17 protein-coding genes and 1 pseudogene are annotated in these 20,716 nt (G+C 40.3%); 2 read left to right on the top strand and 16 right to left on the bottom strand.

The window, feature by feature from the left end; genetic code table 11:
* Nucleotides 1–4 precede the first annotated feature (4 nt).
* The 13 genes from nuoM to V3224_RS09935 all read right to left on the bottom strand — a co-directional run bounded on the left by nuoM (nucleotide 5) and on the right by V3224_RS09935 (nucleotide 15,194).
* Nucleotides 5–1,525: an NADH-quinone oxidoreductase subunit M gene (gene nuoM / locus V3224_RS09995; protein WP_334470269.1), complete on the bottom strand. Its 1,521-nt coding sequence runs from the start codon at nucleotides 1,523–1,525 to the stop codon at nucleotides 5–7.
* An 18-nt stretch (nucleotides 1,526–1,543) separates the two neighbouring features.
* Entirely contained in the window at nucleotides 1,544–3,391 is a 1,848-nt protein-coding gene (gene nuoL, locus V3224_RS09990; RefSeq protein ID WP_334470267.1) for an NADH-quinone oxidoreductase subunit L, read from the bottom strand.
* Nucleotides 3,388–3,690 (bottom strand): NADH-quinone oxidoreductase subunit NuoK, encoded by a 303-nt coding sequence (nuoK, locus tag V3224_RS09985; RefSeq protein WP_334470265.1) that lies wholly within the window; start codon nucleotides 3,688–3,690, stop codon nucleotides 3,388–3,390. The genes nuoL and nuoK overlap by 4 nt, the downstream gene beginning before the upstream one ends.
* Nucleotides 3,687–4,220, bottom strand: a complete 534-nt coding sequence (nuoJ, locus tag V3224_RS09980; RefSeq protein WP_334470263.1) for an NADH-quinone oxidoreductase subunit J — start codon at nucleotides 4,218–4,220, stop codon at nucleotides 3,687–3,689. Before nuoJ ends, nuoK begins: the two co-directional genes overlap by 4 nt.
* Nucleotides 4,221–4,232: 12 nt before the next feature.
* Entirely contained in the window at nucleotides 4,233–4,775 is a 543-nt protein-coding gene (nuoI, locus tag V3224_RS09975) for an NADH-quinone oxidoreductase subunit NuoI (RefSeq protein WP_032114672.1), read from the bottom strand.
* 17 nt (nucleotides 4,776–4,792) lie between these two features.
* On the bottom strand, nucleotides 4,793–5,767 hold the full coding sequence (gene nuoH / locus V3224_RS09970; protein ID WP_032114673.1) for an NADH-quinone oxidoreductase subunit NuoH: 975 nt from the start codon (nucleotides 5,765–5,767) through the stop codon (nucleotides 4,793–4,795).
* The gene (gene nuoG / locus V3224_RS09965; RefSeq protein ID WP_334470260.1) at nucleotides 5,767–8,490 is read right to left on the bottom strand and encodes an NADH-quinone oxidoreductase subunit NuoG; all 2,724 of its coding nucleotides are present in this window, start codon (nucleotides 8,488–8,490) and stop codon (nucleotides 5,767–5,769) included. Before nuoG ends, nuoH begins: the two co-directional genes overlap by 1 nt.
* Before the next feature lie 95 nt (nucleotides 8,491–8,585).
* Nucleotides 8,586–9,941, bottom strand: a complete 1,356-nt coding sequence (nuoF, locus tag V3224_RS09960; protein ID WP_334470258.1) for an NADH-quinone oxidoreductase subunit NuoF — start codon at nucleotides 9,939–9,941, stop codon at nucleotides 8,586–8,588.
* Nucleotides 9,938–10,432, bottom strand: a complete 495-nt coding sequence (gene nuoE / locus V3224_RS09955; RefSeq protein WP_334470375.1) for an NADH-quinone oxidoreductase subunit NuoE — start codon at nucleotides 10,430–10,432, stop codon at nucleotides 9,938–9,940. Before nuoE ends, nuoF begins: the two co-directional genes overlap by 4 nt.
* A 56-nt stretch (nucleotides 10,433–10,488) precedes the next feature.
* Entirely contained in the window at nucleotides 10,489–12,288 is a 1,800-nt protein-coding gene (gene nuoC, locus V3224_RS09950; protein ID WP_442890148.1) for an NADH-quinone oxidoreductase subunit C/D, read from the bottom strand.
* Between the two features lie 82 nt (nucleotides 12,289–12,370).
* Nucleotides 12,371–13,045 (bottom strand): NuoB/complex I 20 kDa subunit family protein, encoded by a 675-nt coding sequence (locus V3224_RS09945; protein ID WP_334470256.1) that lies wholly within the window; start codon nucleotides 13,043–13,045, stop codon nucleotides 12,371–12,373.
* Between the two features lie 20 nt (nucleotides 13,046–13,065).
* Nucleotides 13,066–13,506 (bottom strand): NADH-quinone oxidoreductase subunit A, encoded by a 441-nt coding sequence (locus V3224_RS09940; RefSeq protein WP_290608619.1) that lies wholly within the window; start codon nucleotides 13,504–13,506, stop codon nucleotides 13,066–13,068.
* Between the two features lie 770 nt (nucleotides 13,507–14,276).
* The gene (locus V3224_RS09935; RefSeq protein WP_334470252.1) at nucleotides 14,277–15,194 is read right to left on the bottom strand and encodes a LysR substrate-binding domain-containing protein; all 918 of its coding nucleotides are present in this window, start codon (nucleotides 15,192–15,194) and stop codon (nucleotides 14,277–14,279) included.
* A gap of 742 nt (nucleotides 15,195–15,936) precedes the next feature.
* On the opposite strand from V3224_RS09935, the gene V3224_RS09930 reads away from it, so the two are divergent.
* A complete protein-coding gene (locus V3224_RS09930; RefSeq protein WP_334470250.1) occupies nucleotides 15,937–17,151 on the top strand; it encodes a pyridoxal phosphate-dependent aminotransferase in 1,215 nt (404 codons plus the stop codon).
* 116 nt (nucleotides 17,152–17,267) lie between these two features.
* Entirely contained in the window at nucleotides 17,268–17,849 is a 582-nt protein-coding gene (yfbR, locus tag V3224_RS09925; protein ID WP_334470249.1) for a 5'-deoxynucleotidase, read from the top strand.
* 65 nt (nucleotides 17,850–17,914) lie between these two features.
* Here yfbR and V3224_RS09920 read toward each other — a convergent pair whose 3' ends face one another.
* The 3 genes and pseudogenes from V3224_RS09920 to V3224_RS09910 all read right to left on the bottom strand — a co-directional run bounded on the left by V3224_RS09920 (nucleotide 17,915) and on the right by V3224_RS09910 (nucleotide 20,701).
* The gene (locus tag V3224_RS09920; protein ID WP_334470247.1) at nucleotides 17,915–18,634 is read right to left on the bottom strand and encodes an SLC13 family permease; all 720 of its coding nucleotides are present in this window, start codon (nucleotides 18,632–18,634) and stop codon (nucleotides 17,915–17,917) included.
* 119 nt (nucleotides 18,635–18,753) lie between these two features.
* Nucleotides 18,754–19,948: pseudogene (locus V3224_RS09915) on the bottom strand (SLC13 family permease); the annotation flags it as partial.
* An 87-nt stretch (nucleotides 19,949–20,035) separates the two neighbouring features.
* Nucleotides 20,036–20,701: a sugar phosphatase gene (locus V3224_RS09910; RefSeq protein ID WP_334470246.1), complete on the bottom strand. Its 666-nt coding sequence runs from the start codon at nucleotides 20,699–20,701 to the stop codon at nucleotides 20,036–20,038.
* Between the last annotated feature and the right edge of the window lie 15 nt (nucleotides 20,702–20,716).

Raw genomic sequence — 20,716 nt, 5'->3', positions numbered from 1 at the left:
CGAATTATGGCCTTAATGTTGAAAATGAAATAGAATATAAACTGTGGAGTGATTCCATCACATTTTTTGAAGTATCTAACACCGGTTGCGGATAAAAACCTAATACCACTAATAACAGTGCTAATGTCAATAAAACCAACACCTCGCGACCATTTAAAGCAGGCAGTGCTTTTTCCGATTTTGCAGTACCATAATAAACTTGTTGCATCATCCGAAGTGCATAAATAGATGCAAATACCACACCGAATACCATAATAATGGTCACCAATTTGAATTGGCCAAAAGTACCAAATAGGATCATAAACTCACCGACAAAATTTCCGGTACCCGGCATTCCTAAGGTTGCAACCGCAAAAAATAGTGATAGCGCAGGCAGCCACATGATCCGTTTCCATAATCCGCCCATCATGCGCATATCACGTGTTCCGGTGCGTTCATAAAGTTGACCACTAATAATGATCAAAGCCGCACCTGATAAGCCATTGGCTATCATCTGTAACACAGCTCCTTGGTAAGCAAGAATGGAGCCTGCATAAATGGCGACGGTAACAAACCCCATATGCGACAAACTACTATAAGCCACCAGACGTTTGCTATCTGTCTGTTTAAATGCTAACCATGCACCATAAAATATACTGATCACACCTAACGTCATGGCGATAGGGGTAAATTGAATCGATGCTTCAGGAAATAGCGGTAAAGTGAAACGCAATAAACCATAAGCGGCCGTTTTCAGCATGATACCTGAAATATCAACGGAGCCGGCCGTTGGGGATTGTTCCTGCGCGTCTGCCATCCATCCATGAAAAGGTACCAAAGGCATTTTTACCGCAAAGGCAATAAAAAACCCCAGCATCAATAAATACTGTGTCAGCGCTGACATTTTGGTATTTAACAGATCGTGATAGGCAAATGACCAATGACCCGATGATTGATAATGAATCAATGCCAATGCCACAATCGCCAGCAACATAATCAAGCCACTTGCTTGGGTATAAATAAAAAACTTAGTTGCAGCATTAACATGTGCACGTTCTTCTGAGCCTTTATGTCCCCAATTAGCAATTAGGAAATACATCGGGATCAACATCATTTCCCAGAAGAAAAAAAACAAAAACAGATCCACCGCCATGAAAATTCCCATCACGCCGGCTAAAATCCACATCAAATGGAAGTGATAAGCACCCTGATTAGGTTGATTTTCACTCCACGAACTCAATATGGAAAAAATCCCCATAATAGCCGTTAGCACTATCATTAGTAATGATAAACCATCAATGGCTAGGGCAATATTAATACCTAATGGCGTGATCCATGGCATGAAAAAGATCGCCTGCCATTGGGGTAATGCCAACGTATCAGGCAACGAATAATTTCCCTGCAACCAAAGTAATACAGAGAGGAGCAGAGTTAACCCCATCACAAGCAGTGCCAAATAGCGTGGTGCCCATTTATTGAATCGTTCGGACAGCCAACATAAGACACCACCGATGAAGGGGAGAAGTATTAGCCAAGGTAATAGCATGGCGCAATGTGTCCCTTATTAAACCAGAAGTAACAGTGCTAACATCAACACTGCCCCTAACCCCATAGAAGCCAAATACCAACGGATCTGCCCATTCTGGCTTAACGTTAAGCCTTTATTGCCCCAACGTGACATCACAGCGGGAATATTCATTAATGAATTGACAGGATCATTTGCCAATAATTGAGCAATTGCTTTAAATGGTTTTACAAAAATAAGGTTATAGAGTCGGTCAAATCCCCAAGCCTGATACCACCAAATAGTAAAGAAACGCCCTGCTGCGCTTTTAGCAATTGATTTAACAACCTTACGTTTGCCTATATAGAGGAATACCGCCAGTGCCAACCCCAATAATGCAACAATTGCTGAAATTATTTCCAGCCTAACTTTACCCGACTCATTGATTGTTTCATTGACAGGAAATATGCCCGCTAACGGTTGAACAATCTGTGCACCAATAACCGTAGATAAAACTGCTAATACCGCTAACGGCAGAGTATGACTAATACCACCGACAGTTTGAGCTGAGGTCTGTTTTTTGCCATGGAAGACAATAAAAATCATACGGAAGGTATAAAGTGCGGTCATAAATGCACCAACTATACCAGCCCAGAGTAAAACTGTTTCTCCTTGAAGGGCTGCTCCCCATAAGATATCGTCTTTGCTATAAAAACCGGCAGTAACTAGTGGTATTGCCGCTAGCGCGCCACCGCCGATTAAAAAACAACCATAAACAAAAGGTAACGTTTTACGTAAACCACCCATCTTGAATATATTTTGTTCATGGTGACAGGCAACAATCACTGAGCCAGCGGATAAAAAGAGTAAAGCTTTAAAGAAAGCGTGGGTCATTAAATGAAAAATAGCCGCATCCCAAGCCTGAACACCTAAAGCTAAAAACATATAACCTATTTGACTCATCGTCGAATAAGCTAATACGCGCTTGATATCTGTTTGTACTAAGGCCGCAAATCCAGCCAATATTAGGGTGACTGCACCAATAATAGCGACTAAGTGCAATATTTCCGGTGCCATCAAAAATAGGCTATGCGTGCGTGCGATTAAATAAACTCCAGCAGTTACCATTGTTGCGGCATGAATAAGCGCAGATACTGGAGTTGGCCCCGCCATTGCATCGGCTAACCAGGTCTGCAAAGGCAACTGAGCAGATTTACCGGCCGCACCGCCAAGGATCGTAAGCGTAGCCCAATTAATCAGCGAAGAGCCTGCACTAATTTGTTGTGGTACCAGTATGCTCAATTGATGGAAATTAAGGGTGCCAAATTGGTTATAGAGAATAAACATGCCAATAGCTAAAAATACATCACCAATCCGCGTGACAAAAAAAGCCTTCATGGCTGCTTTGCCATTTTCTGGATTGGTGTAATAAAAACCGATTAGCAAGTAACTACATAACCCGACGCCTTCCCAACCCAGGTACATTAGCATCATGTTATCAGCCAAAACTAAAACAACCATACTGGCAATAAACAAATTGGTATAAGCAGAAAAACGAGAATAACCTTCTTCACCACGCATATACCAAGAAGCGTATAGATGAATTAAAAAGCCGACACCAGTCACAACTGCCAACATGGTTAACGATAAACCGTCAAGTACCAGTGTAATTGGGATGTTAAAGTCGCCTACTGCTATCCAGTGCCATAATGTTTGACGATCAGCATAACCATCGTCAGCATTATTAGCGCAAAAATCAATCGCTAGCCAAAATGTTACCAGTGCTGCCAACCCTACCGAACCAACCCCGATGATAGCGGACACATTTTCCGACCAACGTCCGCGAGAGAATGCGAGTAGTAGAAATCCCAATAGTGGCAGCAGAATGGTTAAATAGAGTAAATTCATACGCGCATCTCACTGACTTCATCAATATTAAGGTTCTGGCGATGACGATGAAGTTGCAATAACAACGCCAATCCTATACTTGCTTCCGCGGCAGCCAAGCTAATCGTTAGAATATACATGACTTGGCCATCAGCTTGTCCCCAATAACTACCCGCCACCACAAAAGCCAATGCGGCTGAGTTAATTATTATTTCTAATCCAATTAACATAAAGAGAAGATTGCGCCGGATCAGCAGACAACTTAAACCTAAAACAAATAAAATTGCCGCTAAAATTAAACCGTGTTGCAGAAGGATCATACTTGTTCCTCCACATCCGAATGACTATCCAGAGAGTTAAGCCGCTTTTCACGCCCAATATGAAATGCCACGACAAGACCCGCCAATAACAGTAAAGAAATCAGTTCAACGGCCAATACGTAAGGACCAAATAAGCTCATACCAACCTCCTTAGCACTAATCATCTGACCTTTTATCTGGCTATGTTTTATTGAAACAATGGCATAGATAATCACGCTAAGTAAAATTGCTGAAAGGATAGCTGGGCCAATCCATGCTTTTGGTTGTAGCCAGGCACGCTCCTGATCAACGACTGATTTACCTAAATTAAGCATCATGACCACAAACACAAACAGCACCATAATAGCCCCGGCATAGACGATAATCTCTAAGGCACCGGCAAAATAAGAACCAACCGAGAAGAAAACGATCGATAAAGCTAACAGAGAAACGATCAGATACAACAGCGCATGTACTGGATTGGTATGTGTTATTACCCTAAGCGTCGCCAAAATAGCCACCAATCCAGCGACATAAAATGCAAATTCCATAAACATCGCTCCTTATGGCAACAAATCTTTAACATTAATAGGCTTAGCTTCATTATCCGCTTCACCTTTATCTTTACCACTAATCGCCATACCCGTTTTGTGATAAAAATTATAATCTGGATATTTACCTGGCCCTGAAATCAACAAATCTTGTTTTTCATAGACCAGATCTTGGCGTTTATATTCACCCATTTCAAAATCAGGCGTTAGTTGAATAGCGGTAGTCGGACAAGCCTCTTCACATAAACCGCAGAAAATACAACGGGAAAAATTGATCTGGAAAAATTCTGGATACCAACGGCCATCTGGCTGTTCCGCTTTTTGTAATGAAATGCAGCCAACCGGACAAACTACCGCACATAAATTACAAGCCACACAACGTTCTTTACCGTCAGGATCTCGGGTCAATACAATACGCCCGCGATAACGAGGAGGTACATAAACCGGCTCCTCCGGGTACATTTTCGTTTCACGTTTATGAAAAGCATGTAGCCCGATCATACAAATACTACGTATCTGGGTGGCCAAACCAACCACTAACTCTTTTAATGTCATGGCTCAATCCTCCCTTATTAAGCGTTGCATAGAATAACTGCTGCGGTTGCTAACAGATTGATCAACGTCAATGGCAAACACACTTTCCAACCAAAAGCCATCACTTGATCATAACGCGGACGTGGTAATGAGGCGCGAACAAGAATAAACATTACCATGAAGAAAGCTGTTTTTAATGCAAACCAAATAAAGCCAGGTAAAAATGGGCCAAGCCAGCCGCCGAAAAATAAGGTCACAATTAATGCAGAAACGGTGACAATACTGATATATTCGCCGACGAAAAACAGACCAAATTTCATACCGGAATATTCAATATGATAGCCATCGGCCAGTTCTTGTTCTGATTCAGGTTGATCAAATGGATGCCGGTGACAAACAGCAACACCCGCGATGACAAAGGTTAAAAAGCCGAAAAATTGTGGAATAATATTCCATAATCCAGCTTGCGAATTGACAATATCAATTAAGTTAAAGGAGCCAGCCCGGGCAACGACCCCCATTAATGAAAGGCCGAGAAAAACTTCATAACTTAACGTCTGAGCTGAGGCGCGCATCGCGCCTAATAAAGAGTATTTATTATTACTTGACCAACCTGCAAACAGTACCGAATAAACCGCTAAGCCAGCCATCATGAAAAAAAACAGCAGACCTATATTAAGATCGGCAACATACCAAGTTGCGCTAACCGGAATAATGGCAAATACCAATAACATGGAACAAAAGGCAATTACTGGTGCCAACATAAAAATGCGCTTATCTGAAAATTGTGGGATCCAATCTTCTTTAAATAACATTTTAATCATATCAGCAGCAATCTGTAATGAGCCTCCCCAACCTACCCGATTAGGTCCATAACGATTCTGGAACAGTGCCAATAAACGACGTTCGCCAAAACTCATTAAAGCGCCGCAAATAACCACCACCAGCAAAATAACTATTGCTTGTAGAACAGCAATAATCGCTGCGGTGACTTCAGCAGAAAATAGGGTCATTATGTCGCCCTCCGTAAATTTTTCACCGCCATACCTGCCATCGTTGGTGCAATCCCAGGCATACCTAAAGGTAAACCAATCTGTCCTTGCGCCAAATGATAACTGAGACGAACTGGCAATCGATAAATTTGCCCACCATAACTGAATTCAAGCACTGCCCCAGCTTTAACAACCAGGTTTTCAGCATCCTGAATATTGAGCATAATGTAAACTTCTGGCATACGTTGTTGTATTGCTTCAGCTCGCTGTGAGGTTTCATCGCTACCAAATAAATGATAGTAAGGTGCAATCGTCCATTGATTATCCTGCCGCTGCCAGGCAAGCGGAATAGCAGTAAAATAATCTAAGCGACTATCAGTTGAATCAAATAATCGGATCCCCGGATCGCCAAAACGTAAATGGCCACCGACTTCAGCTTGAAACTTATTCCACGCTTGAGGTGAATTCCAGCCTGGCGACCATGCAAACGGAATTTGCTGGCGAATAGCGGTGGGGCTATTATTACCTTCCATCGAAAAAGCAAATGGCGTATCAATGTCACATGGTTGACCAGGTTCACTGACCTCTATATCAGCCAATATTGAGGTACGTCCACTATAACGCTGGGGTGAACGGGCTAATTTTTGTCCATGGATACGGAATGTGGCATTAGGTGCCGCATCGACAATAGCCGAAAACTGCGGCATAGCGGTTATACAGGCCTGGATAACATGATCTAATTGTAACCAATCGATTTGACGTGTTTTGAGCTCTGCCTGCAATGAATGTAACCAACGCCAACTTTCATTAATGGCAATATTAGCTTGGTAATAAGTCGGATCAAACACCTGAAAATAACGTTGCGCTCGACCTTCATTATTAATTAATGTTCCACTGCTTTCAGCAAAGCTGGCAGCGGGTAAAATCAGATCCGCCTGATCCATAATAGTAGTATGTTGATGATCCGCAACAATCAATTTATTCAGCTTTTTCAGAGCATTATTAACACTATCAACATTACTATGCCGATAAAGATCATTCTCCATTACTACCGCAGTATCAACTTCACCGGATGAAATACGCTCCATTGCGATATCTAACGATTGAGCATTCATTAAAGCCAAGCCAAAGCTATTAGCTTCAGCTGCAATATAGCTAATTCCAACTTCGACATTTTTCGCTTTTAATGAAAAAGCAATATTAGCTGCGGCCTGGATAAGTGCTTCACTACCAGAATTACTACCACTAATAATAAGTGGCTTTTTGGCCTGCAATAACGCTGCAGCAACTAATTCAACATTTGCTTTAATATCCGCTGGCAAATCATCCACCGCTGGCGCTTTGCTGTCCAAAGCATGGGCAATAGCAAAGCCAAAGCGAGCTTGATCATCAACCGGCGCGCGATAATTTAATGCAGCAACATCATCTAAACGGCTATCATCAATATTAGTGATAAATAATGGGTATTTAGCCTGTTGGCCAATATTTAACACGGCGGCAATTTGCCAATCTGTCACTTTTTGTGCTTCAGCCATTGCCCTTGCTTTACCTTTAACCGCCTGACGAACCGCTAATGCTATACGAGCTCCAGTTTGGGTTAAATCCTCCCCCAAAACCAGCACCGCGTCATAATTTTCAATTTCACGCAATGTCGGCGTATAGACGCCTCCTTTTTGCAGAATATTAACCATTAGTTCGAGATGACGTTGTTCTGCTGTCGATATACCTGAATAAAAATTTTCTTCGCCAACCAGTGCCCATAATGCATAATTGCTCTCGATACTAGCTCTTGGTGACCCAATACCGATAGTCTTTATTGCTTGGCGTAAAATTTTGGCGCCCGTTTGCATCGCCTCCATCACCGAAATAGTGTGTCGTTTTGCTTTTTTAACTAATTGAGGCTGACGAGGTCGATCTTTGCGATTAACATAACCGTAACCAAAGCGGCCACGATCACATAAAAAATAGTGATTTACCACCCCATTATAACGGTTTTCAATCCGGCGTAATTCACCATAACGTTCACCAGGGCTTGTATTACAACCAATACTACACTGTTGACATATACCTGGCGCAAATTGCATATCCCACTTGCGATTGTAACGTTCAGAATGGGTTTTATCAGTAAAAACCCCCGTTGGGCAGATCTCAACTAAATTGCCAGCAAATTCACTCTCTAGCGTACCGTCTTCCACCCGGCCAAAATAGACATTATTATGGGCGCTATAAACCCCCAGATCGGTGCCATCAGCATAATCTTTGTAATAACGAACACAACGATAGCAAGCGATACAACGATTCATTTCGTGACCAATGAATGGACCTAGATCCTGATTATGATGTGTTCTTTTGGTAAAACGATATTTACGCATTGTATGACTAGTCATCACCGTCATATCTTGTAAATGGCAATTGCCGCCTTCTTCACAAACTGGGCAATCATGTGGATGATTTGTCATCAACCACTCAACAACACTTGCACGAAACTGTTTGGCTTCATCATCATCGATGGAAATATAGGTTCCATCAGAAGCCGGTGTCATGCAAGACATTACCAGACGACCACGTGTGTCGTCAGCATTTTGATATTGCTTAACTGCGCATTGACGGCAAGCACCAACACTTCCTAACGTTGGGTGCCAGCAAAAGTAAGGGATATCCAGGCCCAGAGAGAGACAGGCCTGCAATAGGTTTTCAGCCCCATTTACATCATATCGTTTGCCGTCTACATATATTGTAGCCATAGTCAGGATGCTTCCTAATGGCCTGCTTTTTCAGCAGGCGTTAATCAAAAATTCAGTCGACTTAAATATGTTTTTATTCAGCTTAGCGTAAGTTATCACCAACGCTGCTTTAACAAATTTGTTTGAATGCCAGTAATTGGACTCAAGTTGGTAAAATTCTGTTGGCTGATGCCCGCTTCAAATTCAGCACGAAAATATTTGATAGCACTCTGTAAAGGTTCTACCGCACCAGGTGCATGAGCACAAAAAGTTTTACCTGGCCCAAGAAAGCGACAAAGTTGCTCTAATGTCTCAATATCGCCTGGTTGTCCTTCACCACGCTCTAACGCCTGTAGAATTTTCACACTCCAGGGTAAGCCATCCCGACACGGTGTACACCAGCCACAGGATTCGCGAGCAAAAAATTGCTCTAAATTGCGAGTTAAAGAAACCATATTAATTTCATTATCAACCGCCATGGCAAGCCCGGTACCCAGACGGCTACCTGCTTTAGCGATACTGTCGAAATCCATTGCTAAATCGAGATGCGCTTCGGTTAGAAAGTCGGTACCAGCCCCGCCTGGTTGCCAGGCTTTAAGCGTTAAACCTTTACACATTCCACCGGCATAATCTTCCAGGATCTCGCGAGCAGTAATACCAAAAGGTAATTCCCACAACCCTGGATTATTAACCCGCCCGGAAAATCCCATCAGCTTAGTTCCGGCATCTTTACTTTTACCTTCGCTAAGGCCGAGATACCACTCTTTACCATGTTCAATAATCGCAGGCACGTTACAAAGTGTTTCCACATTATTGACACAAGTCGGCTTACCCCAGGCACCGGATGTTGCCGGAAAAGGAGGTTTTGAGCGCGGATTTGCCCGGCGCCCTTCAAGGGAGTTAATCAGCGCTGTTTCTTCACCACAAATATAGCGCCCAGCACCGGTATGCACAAAAAGCTCAAAATTACAATCCGTACCCAGAATATTCTTACCTAATAAACCCGCTGCTTTCGCTTCCTCAATCGCTTTCCGCAAATGTTTAGCAGCTTCGATATATTCACCACGCAGGAAAATATATCCACGGTACGCTTTTAATGCAAAGGCGCCAATTAACATTCCCTCGATCAACAAATGCGGTAGCTGTTCCATTAAAAGACGATCTTTATAGGTTCCAGGCTCCATTTCATCCGCATTGCAAAGTAAATAACGGATATTCATGCTGTCATCTTTCGGCATCAAGCTCCATTTGAGGCCGGTAGAAAAACCAGCACCACCGCGACCTTTAAGACCAGCATCTTTAACTAAGCTAACAACTTGATCTGGCGACATACTTTTTAGGGCGTTTTTAGCACCTTGGTAACCATTTTTACTTAAGTATTCCTCTAACCAGACCGGCTGTTGATCTTCACGTAACCGCCAGGTTAATGGATGTGTCTGCGCACTACGGGTAATTTGTCGCTGTGTTGTCATGGATACTTCTCCAATAGCCGTTGAATATCAGATGGCTTTACATGACTATGGGTATCCTCATCAATCATCATAGTCGGACCTTTATCACAGTTACCCAGACAACAAGTTGGTAATAAGGTAAACCGGCCATCAGTAGTTGTTTGGCCGGGCGCAATCTTTAATAATTTGATAATTGCAGCCTCAATACCTTGATAACCGGTAATATGACAAACCACGCTGTCACAATAACGAATAATATGGTGACCAACAGGTTGGCGATAAATTTGACTGTAGAAGGTGGCCACTCCTTCTACATCACTAGCCGGAATACCTAACAGATCGGCAATTGCATAAATAGCACCGTCTTCCACCCAACCGCGTTTTTTTTGTACAATTTTTAATGCTTCAATTGAAGCGGCTCTGGCATCTTCATAGTGATGTTTTTCTTGCTCGATCTCTTCTCGCTCTTCTGTCGTCAAGGCAAAATCATGTTTGGTGTGAGATTCTACCATGTTAGCGACATCGAGCCACTTTTGCTGTTGATTGGGATTAAATTCATCTTGCATCATTAACGATCCACATCTGACATGACAAAATCAATGCTACCAAGGTAGACAATAAGATCAGACAACAGGCTGCCTCTGATCACCGCAGGAATTTGCTGTAAATGGGCAAAACTTGGTGTACGAACGCGGGTGCGATAACTCATAGTATTACCATCACTGGTCAGATAGTAACTATTGACCCCTTTTGTTGCTTCAATCATCTGAAAAGCCTCATTTGCGGGCATAACTGGCCCCCATGAAACTTGTAAAAAATGATTAATCATGGTTTCAATATGCTGTAAAGTGCGTTCCTTCGGTGGTGGAGTAGTTAGGGGATGATCGGCTTTAAATGGTCCTGCAGGCATATTATTTAAGCATTGCTTAAGAATACGCAGGCTTTGCCGCAGTTCTTCCACTTTTAACATCACTCGATCATAACAATCGCCATTGTTGCCGATAGAAACTTCAAATTCAAAATTTTCATAACCTGAATAGGGTCGCCATTTACGAATATCGAAATTAAGGCCCGTCGCGCGTAATCCGGCGCCAGTGACCCCCCAATCTAATGCTTCTTTAGTCGTGTAAGCAGCGACACCAACTGAACGCCCTTTAAGAATACTATTGTGCAATGCTGCCTTGACATATGAATCCAATTGCTTTGGCATCCAGTCAAGGAACTCCTGCAATAGTTTTTGCCAGCCTTTCGGTAAATCATGAGCAACACCCCCGATCCGAAACCAAGCTGGATGCATACGGAAACCGGTGATCGCTTCAACAATGTCATAAATTTTCTGACGATCAGTAAACGCAAAGAAAACCGGCGTCATGGCACCGACATCCTGAATAAAGGTACTGATATAGAGTAAATGGCTGTTAATACGGAATAACTCTGACAACATAACGCGGATAGTCTTAACTCGATCAGGAACGTCAATTCCTGCTAGTTTTTCTACCGCTAATACATAAGGCATTTCGTTAACACAGCCACCTAAATACTCAATGCGGTCAGTATAGGGAATATAACTGTGCCAGGATTGGCGCTCGCCCATTTTCTCTACACCTCGATGGTGGTAACCAATATCCGGTACACAGTCGATAATCTCTTCACCATCTAGTTGCAGTACAATGCGAAAAGCTCCGTGAGATGAGGGATGATTGGGGCCCAGATTCAAGAACATAAAATCTTCATGTTCGTTGCCCCTCGCCATTCCCCATTCTTCGGGTTTAAAGGTCAGTGACTCCATCTCTAAATAAAGCTTTTGTTTGGTTAAAACAAAAGGGTCAAATTCAGTGGCCCTGGCCGGATAATCTTTACATAATGGATGTCCTTCCCAGTTCATTGGCATTAATAACCGTCGCAAATTCGGATGGCCATTAAATATTATGCCAAACATATCCCATACTTCACGTTCATACCAATTAGCATTGGGAAATAAAGAAACGATAGAGGGAATATTAAGATCTTTCTCACTAAGCGCCACTTTCAACATAATATCGCGGTTACGCTCAATAGAAATAAGATGGTAAAAAACGGAAAAATCCGCTTCAGGCAAACCTTGCCGATATACTCGTTGCCGCTCATCAACCCCATGTAAGTCAAACAGCATTACATAAGGTTTAGGCTGTTTTTTCAAAAACTCTATTACGGCAAGAAGTTGTTCACGTTTGATCCATATAACCAACATTCCGGTACGAGTTGATTGAATGGTGAAAGCATCTAGACTGAATTGGTTACGCAGTGTCAAAATTATTGGATCATCACAATGATCATAAGTTTTCCATGCCGGCCTGACACTCTCTTGCGTTATCTGATCTGTTATCATTATGCACCACAACGCTTGATCAGGTTTATTACGACCGCAACACATTGCTTCTGTTACGCTGAATAGCTTATATTTTTAAGCCTTATATTTCATCGGGTGTTCGTAGCGTTTTGACCGCTATTCTTTCACCACGCTTACGCTCTTTTTCAGATTGCATATTGGCGCGATAAACACCCTGATCGCCGACCACCCACGATAATGGACGACGTTCTTTACCAATCGATTCTTGTAATAATAATAAAGCTTGCATATAAGCTTCAGGGCGTGGTGGACAACCTGGTATATAGACATCAACAGGAAGAAATTTATCAACCCCCTGTACAACAGAATAAATATCGTACATACCACCAGAGTTAGCACATGCCCCCATAGAAATTACCCATTTAGGCGCTAACATCTGATCATAAAGTCGTTGAATAACAGGTGCCATCTTAGTAAAACAGGTTCCGGCAACAACCATAAAATCAGCCTGTCGCGGTGATGCCCTTAGTACCTCAGCACCAAATCGGGCGACATCATGCACCGCAGTGAAAGAAGTCACCATTTCAACATAGCAACAAGAAAGGCCAAAATTGTACGGCCAGAGAGAATTCTTTCTGCCCCAATTCACCATATTATGTAAAGCATGCTCTAATTTACCCATATAAACACTACGATGAACATGCTGCTCTAATGGATCCCCGGCAACTTTCTGTGTTTGCAAGGGATAACGGTCATTCTCACCATTTAAGTCAATGCGAGTGAGCGTATAATCCATCTTTGAATGCCTCAATTTTACTAGGGGTGACGATTGTTGGTTTTAATTATTTCACTCGGTTTTGCAACATGGCGACGTGAACGCTCTGGCGTCCAATTAAGTGCCCCAATACGAACCAAGTAGAATAAACCCACCAATAGCACCAAAATAAAAATACTTGCCTCAATAAAGCCTAACCAACCACTTTCTTTAATAGAGACTGCCCACGCATAAAGGAATAACGCTTCAACATCGAAAATAACAAAAAACATTGCAACCAAGTAAAATTTGGCTGATATACGCAAACGGGCACTACCAACAGAATTAATGCCCGATTCATAAGGGATATGCTTTGCTCTGGCTTGGGATCTACCACCGAGGTAATAAGCACCAAGTAACATTAAGGAACACAGACCAAGAGCACCGATAAGATATATTGCAAAAGCCCAATGATGAGCAAATACTTCAATAGATGTAGACATACTCGCTGCTTACTCATTATAAATAAAAACGGTGTCATTGCTTTGCTCTTGAATTAGCGCAATATTACACCACACTAACCATAATTAGATGAGAAGAAAAAATTACAATAGACAGAAATACATCAATTTTCTTCAACTTAATTCCTCTCACCACTATTTTGTTTATAGAATAACGCTCTCTCCACACCTTTTACCCTACAACTGTAAATCAAAAAATCTCGCCAGCTAAAACGTTACAGCTCATTCAACTAATACTAATAGTTAGTAACTAGTGTAACTGATATTTCGTTTTTACTACACCATTATCTCAGGAAAAACCTGTTTTAAAACCGCTTCACTTCCGCTATTTTATGATCACGCGCACAATTCTGTTGAAAAAACTGAATTGATTATAAAACAATCAATTTTATTTGATTATATTAACGACTGTCATTTTTCACAAATTTATAAATAACCCTAATTATTAGATAAAACCCAAACCTTTTAAGCCACCACAAATTTTTCCAAAATAAAATTTAGTTCCATTGATAAAAAATATTTAAATAATTTTTGTTAAACAATTCTTTTCTTTATCACAATAATAAAGAATATTTTATGTACTAATATTTTTAGCTATTGTCAACTAAATAAAATAAGCTTCTCTAGGAAAAATAAAAATGCACTGCTATAACTATATAAAATAGAGAAACAGTGCAGGAATAATAGCATCGCACGCGATATTTAACTTAAATAACAACGTTAACTAAAGCGTAATTTACTAATCGTCAGATTTATAATATTTCTTTATTAATTGTCTCGCTAATCGGCTGTACTATATAAGGTGTTTTCTTATTTTTAATTGCACCAAATACAGTTAAAATAGCCTCGTTTTGCTCATTAATATTACGGTATAACCAATAACGAATTTCGGGTAAACGGGGTAAACCATCACTTTCGCTTAGTATTCTTAAATCACCAGTCTGCATTTCTAGCGGACGCGCAGTGATACCGACTTCAGCATTAACCGCAGCAAGCACTGCCGATAACGAAGCTGCTTCATACGCAATACGCCATTTGATACCCGCAGCATTAAAGGTGCTTATCGCTATTTCACGAAATGGATTGGTTTCATCCATGACAACCAAAGGGATTGGCTCATTTAATTGATGCTCAAAATCAGGTGCACAATGCCAAAGGAGCGGCGCAGAACGTAACAACGTACTTGGATATTGACTCAATTCTGTGGGTATTAGTGCTAAATCAATTTCACCATTATCCAGCATTTTTTTAATAAGATGGGCGCGCTTTATGTAAATATCAACGGCCATACGCGGATATACTGATGCGATACGATTTAGCAGAAATGGTAATAAAGTATTGGTAGTGTCATCAGAAACACCAACTCGCAACTCACCTTCAGCATCATTATATGTTAGCGAAGCTGAAGCATCATCATTAGCCCGTAATATTTGCCGCGCATAACCTAATAACTGCAAACCATGATCCGTTAATAATTTATTACGGCCATGGCGTTCAAAAAGCTCACGGCCCACTAACTGTTCTAAACGCTGCATTTGTTGGCTAACGGCTGATTGAGTACGACAAACAGCTGCAGCAGCTGCCGCAAATGTATTAAGATCAGCAACAGCAACAAAAGTCCTAAGTAAATCAAGATCGAGATTCATAATTGGGCGATTTGAATTTATCATTTTATTCTCTTATATCATTCCTGGTGTTTTTACGAATTCAATAGATATTAAAATCATTGATAGTTAAAGAAATAAAGATAAAACCTTACATATTAAAATTTATTTCTATTAATGCAGTATTTATTACTGTGTATACACTTTTATTAACTTAAATTGTTTAATAATAAGCATGTTTTACATATTGATAAACAAAATGCCAATGAGAATGTTCTTCTTCTCGTTTTTATTAGAATAATTTTTAATTCCAGTCCTATGCCAAAATAACGATTTTTCAAACAGCAAAAAAATAGGTTATTCTCAACAAAATAACTGTCAAAGATAACGCAGCTAGGAAAAACTATTAATTGATAATCAGCAACAAAACTCTATTTGCCCAGATACGGCAATAACATATTAACTTTAATTATATGTTATAAAAACAATATTTCTATCATGAAACCACCAATGGTTTGTAACAAAAAATGCACTGCCAAATCTATTCACTAAGTAATTTATTCTTTGTATACTAAAAATCATCTCACACCTAAAATATAAGACTAACTTATGCGAGATTTTTGAATTTATTTATCTAATTAAGTTATATAAAAAGTTTATTTGACCTAATTTAATTATTTAAACCAACCTTTTCTACCAAAAATAAGCCTATATCTTCAAAATTTTTCCAACTAAGAGTAGAGTGTGAATATAAATATGCAGCAAAATTTCCTCATATTCTATTAACGTTGAGGTTCAAACAGAGTAAATGAATACAATAACTAAATCCAATAAATTGGATAACGTATGCTACGATATAAGAGGGCCTGTTCTTAAAGAGGCCAAACGTCTTGAAGAAGAAGGCCATAAAGTTCTTAAACTTCATATTGGTAATCCAGCGCCTTTTGGTTTTGAAGCGCCGGATGAAATTTTATTTGATGTTCTACGCAATCTTACTCACTCACAAGGTTATAGTGATTCAAAAGGAATTTACTCCGCCCGCAAAGCAATCATGCAACACTATCAGGCTAGAGGAATGCTTGACATTAATATCGAGGATATCTTTATTGGTAATGGTCTTTCTGAACTCATCGTGCAATCGATGCAAGCCTTACTGAATAATAACGATGAAATGTTAGTCCCAGCTCCTGACTATCCGCTATGGACTGCTGCGGTATCTCTTTCCGGTGGCAAAGCTGTACACTATAGATGTGATGAAGAACAAAATTGGTTTCCTGATCTAGATGATATTCGCAAAAAAATTACCCCTCGCACACGTGGCATCGTCATCATTAATCCCAATAATCCTACTGGTTCTGTTTACAGCAAAGCATTATTAATGGAGATTGTCGAAATCGCTCGTCAGCATCAGTTGATTATTTTTGCCGATGAGATCTACGATAAAATTCTTTACGATGATGCTGAGCATCATTCAATTGCCGCGTTAGCACCGGATCTATTAACCGTTACTTTTAATGGTTTATCAAAAACTTATCGGGTTGCTGGTTTTCGTCAAGGCTGGATGGTGCTTAATGGCCCGAAAGAGAATGCCAAAAGCTATATTGAAGGCTTAGAAATATTAGCCTCCATGCGGCTTTGTGCTAACGTTCCTATGCAACATGCAATCCAAACCGCATTAGGCGGTTATCAGAGTATTAACGAATTTATCTGTCCTGGTGGGCGATTATATGAACAACGTAATCGCGCTTGGGAACTGATTAATGAAATTCCTGGGGTATCATGTGTTAAACCGCAAGGTGCTTTATATATGTTTCCCAAAATTAATATTAAAAAGTTCAATATCTCAAACGACCAAAAAATGGTACTTGATTTACTCTTACAGGAAAAAGTTTTATTGGTTCAGGGAACAGCTTTTAATTGGCCTGAACCCGATCATGTCAGAATTGTTACGCTACCTTATGTTGGCGAGCTTGAAGCTGCAATTAATAAATTTAGCCAATTCCTGCTAAACTATCGCCAATAGTTGTCCAATAATAGAGCATTCTTAATCTACATTAAGGATGTTCTATTTTGTTATTTACTTGTTAATCTAATCAATCCACAATGCTTATCACTATAACAATCCCATGAGGACAGTCTATGAGTTATTTTTTTGCCCATCTTTCTCGGATGAAATTAATTAATCGCTGGCCATTAATGCGCAATGTACGTACCGAAAATATTTCAGAGCATAGTTTACAAGTTGCCTTTGTCGCTCATGCCCTTGCTTGCATTAAAAATCGAAAATTTAATGGCCAACTCAATCCTGAACGTATTACACTGCTCGCTATGTATCATGACGCCAGTGAAGTGATCACCGGTGATCTGCCAACACCAATAAAATATCATAACCCACAAATTGCTAACGAATACAAAAAAATTGAAAAATACGCTCAGCAAAAACTTATCGCTATGCTACCAGAAGAATTACAACAAGATTTTCAGCCGATTTTGGATGATGAATATCATACTGAGGAAGAACGCGCTATCGTTAAACAAGCGGATGCACTTTGTGCCTATTTAAAATGCTTAGAAGAGCTATCTGCAGGCAATACCGAGTTTAATCTAGCTAAAATACGACTTGAAAAAACACTTTCTGAACGTTATAGCGATGAAATGCAATACTTTATTGAAGTTTTTGTACCCGGATTTAACCTATCTTTAGATGAAATCAGTAGCTAGTAAGTTATATAACATATAAATAGTATTATTATCTTACTGTTTGTTACATAAAATAGGCGATAACTTTAAAATGGAAACAATTTAGGAACAATAACAGTAGTGATAACCATAACTAAAACAGTAAAAGGAACCCCAAATTTAACGAAATCAGTGAATTTATAGCCACCAGGCGCCAAAATTAGAGTATTAACCGGTGAAGAAACTGGGGTCATAAAAGCCGCGGAAGCTGCAACACTTATCACCATAGCAAAAGGTATTGGCGAAACACTCATATGATTAGCAACAGCAATGGCAACCGGTGCCATTAATATTGCTGTTGCGGTATTAGAAATAAATAATCCAGTTACTGCACAAACAATAAATAAGCAAAGCAACATTATCCTTGGTCCCATGCCACCTGCAATATCTATTAGTAAATTAACAATCAAATCAATACCACCAGTTTTTTGTAATGCCAATGCAAAGGGCATCATGCCAACAATCAACATAATACTCGGCCAGTGTATTGCACGATAAGCGCTTTCCATATCAATACAGCGAAATTTTCCCATTAATAAACACGCAATCAGTACAGCAATAAAATTGGGAATTTCATCTATTGCCATCATAGTAACCATTAATATCAAACAAAAAATTGCATGTGGCGCTTGCGATGCAGCAGGAGCAGGAGCAACTGCCTCTACCTCAGCGCCCAAATTTAACACAATCACGAGTTTCGCACCAATAAAAAAACGCTCTATTTTTAAGTTTAATTCAGCATAATATATAAATAGAAAAAATCTCATAAATTAAAAATAACTTATTGTAATTTAAGTAAATTTATACGTCTTAGCAAGTTACAGATTAATTATTGTTCTGAAGCCATTTCTAGAATTTTATATGCCCGGGCGAAACTCGTGACAATAAAATTACGTCTATCAGTTGACAATAAACGAATTAATTTCCAGTCACCCACGATCAGTAAAACATCACCTAAACGCATTGGCTGATCAATTAATTTATCATCGATAGTTTTTCCTTCACGGTAAATGCCAACAACATTAAGGCCATAACGCGTACGAAATTTAATTTCTCGCAATGTACTGCCTAATAACTCAGATTGCGGCGCTAAGGAGAACTCAGCCATTCCGACTTCACGCGCACGTGCGGAGAAATATTCACCTCTCAAAATCATCGGGGCCAATTTTTGTTCATGACAAAACTCATTGAGATCAACCTCACTATCCGACATATCAACTAATAACACATCACGTTCATGTAACTCTGTTGCAGCTGTTACACTTAGCATAAGTCGACGAAAACGATGCCAACGCTCAATACCAATAATATTCGCACCATAACGTGTGCGTAGATGTAACTCATCGAGTGAGTAGCCTATTAAGGGGGGAACCTGGACAAATGGCTAAACAACGAGCACGACCTGTTAGCTTATAATCACGAATAAAGTCGTGAAATGTGCGCCGATGAGGAGCAGAACCCGCTGCAATTTCGCGGTTACCTAACCTACGACGAACCAGCCACATATAAATAATTGCCAGCAACAGCACCGCAATTCCAATCGGAGTAATGGCAAAAAATTTGAATCCGGCATAACCTTCTCTAACCAGTTCACTATTGACTATCATATTTGGTGGGGTCGCTACTAACGTCATCATACCACTGATAAGTCCAGCAAAGCCTAATGGCATCATCAAACGTCCTGGTGGGATTTTCATCTGTTTAGCAACATTAAGAACAACGGGAATGAAGATGGCAACAATGCCGGTTGAACTCATAAAAGCGCCTAAACCTGCGACTGTGATCATCAAAAAAATCAGCATCTTATTTTCATTATTACCGGCTGCACCAACTAACCAGTCGCCAACTTGATAGGCAATACCAGTACGGACTAATCCCTCACTAAAAACAAAAAGTGCCGCAATTAGCAGCACATTGGGATCACTAAAGCCGATTGTTGCTTGTTTAAGCGTCAGAGTTCCACTCAATACTAAAGCCACAATGACTAATAATGCGACAACATCCATACGGATCTTATTAGTCATAAGAAGAGTGACGACTATTAGCAGTAAAATTAATACCCATACCAGCTGGCTATTCAAAATGACCTCAAATTAAGTCTATTCATAGGGCTCATTTGCCATAAGTAGCGTAAATTTGCCGGCCTAATTTATGAAAGTGACATATTTTTATCGCTGAGTCACCGTAACAATACCTTGGTTATCTGGTTTTGAAATATTTAATTCAGTAAATGATTTGATAATTAATGAAATTTCTTCTCGCCGTGGCATATCTGCTGGCGCATGAACAGCGATAACCTGGCAACCCGCATCTAAAGCAGAATAGATCCCTGCCAGCGCATCTTCAACCGCAATACAGGCTTCAGGCGGTAAATTTAGTAGTTGTGCACCAAGCAAAAAAGGATCTGGCTGCGGTTTACCGTGTTCAACTCGTTCAATCGTGACCCAGTGTTTCCGTTCCGGCAAACCTGCCACTTTACTACGATTAAAAGCAATTGGCACTGTGCCAGAAGTCACTATTGCCCATGGAATAGCAAATGTATTGAGTTGTTCTAATAAAGCAATTGCACCAGGTAGTGCTACAATACCCGAAGTATTGGCTGCTTCTAGGTTTTCCAGCCAATAAAAAATTTCATCAATTTCAGTTTCTGAGGCATTTGGCATAAAATGACGGATAGAACTGATTGCCGGTTTGCCATGAATATAGTGCAACACATCGCTTTCTGATACACCAATTCGACGGCTAAATTCTCGCCAGCAATGTTCAACATTAGGTAACGAATCAACCAGCGTGCCATCCAAATCAAATAAAAATCCCTTACATTTTAATACCATTGATGCTCCTTAGAT

It is taken from the genome of Arsenophonus sp. PmNCSU2021_1 (assembly GCF_036919435.1).
GTDB classification, from domain to species: Bacteria; Pseudomonadota; Gammaproteobacteria; order Enterobacterales; family Enterobacteriaceae; genus Arsenophonus; species Arsenophonus nilaparvatae.
This window is presented reverse-complemented; position numbering and strand designations above follow the sequence as displayed.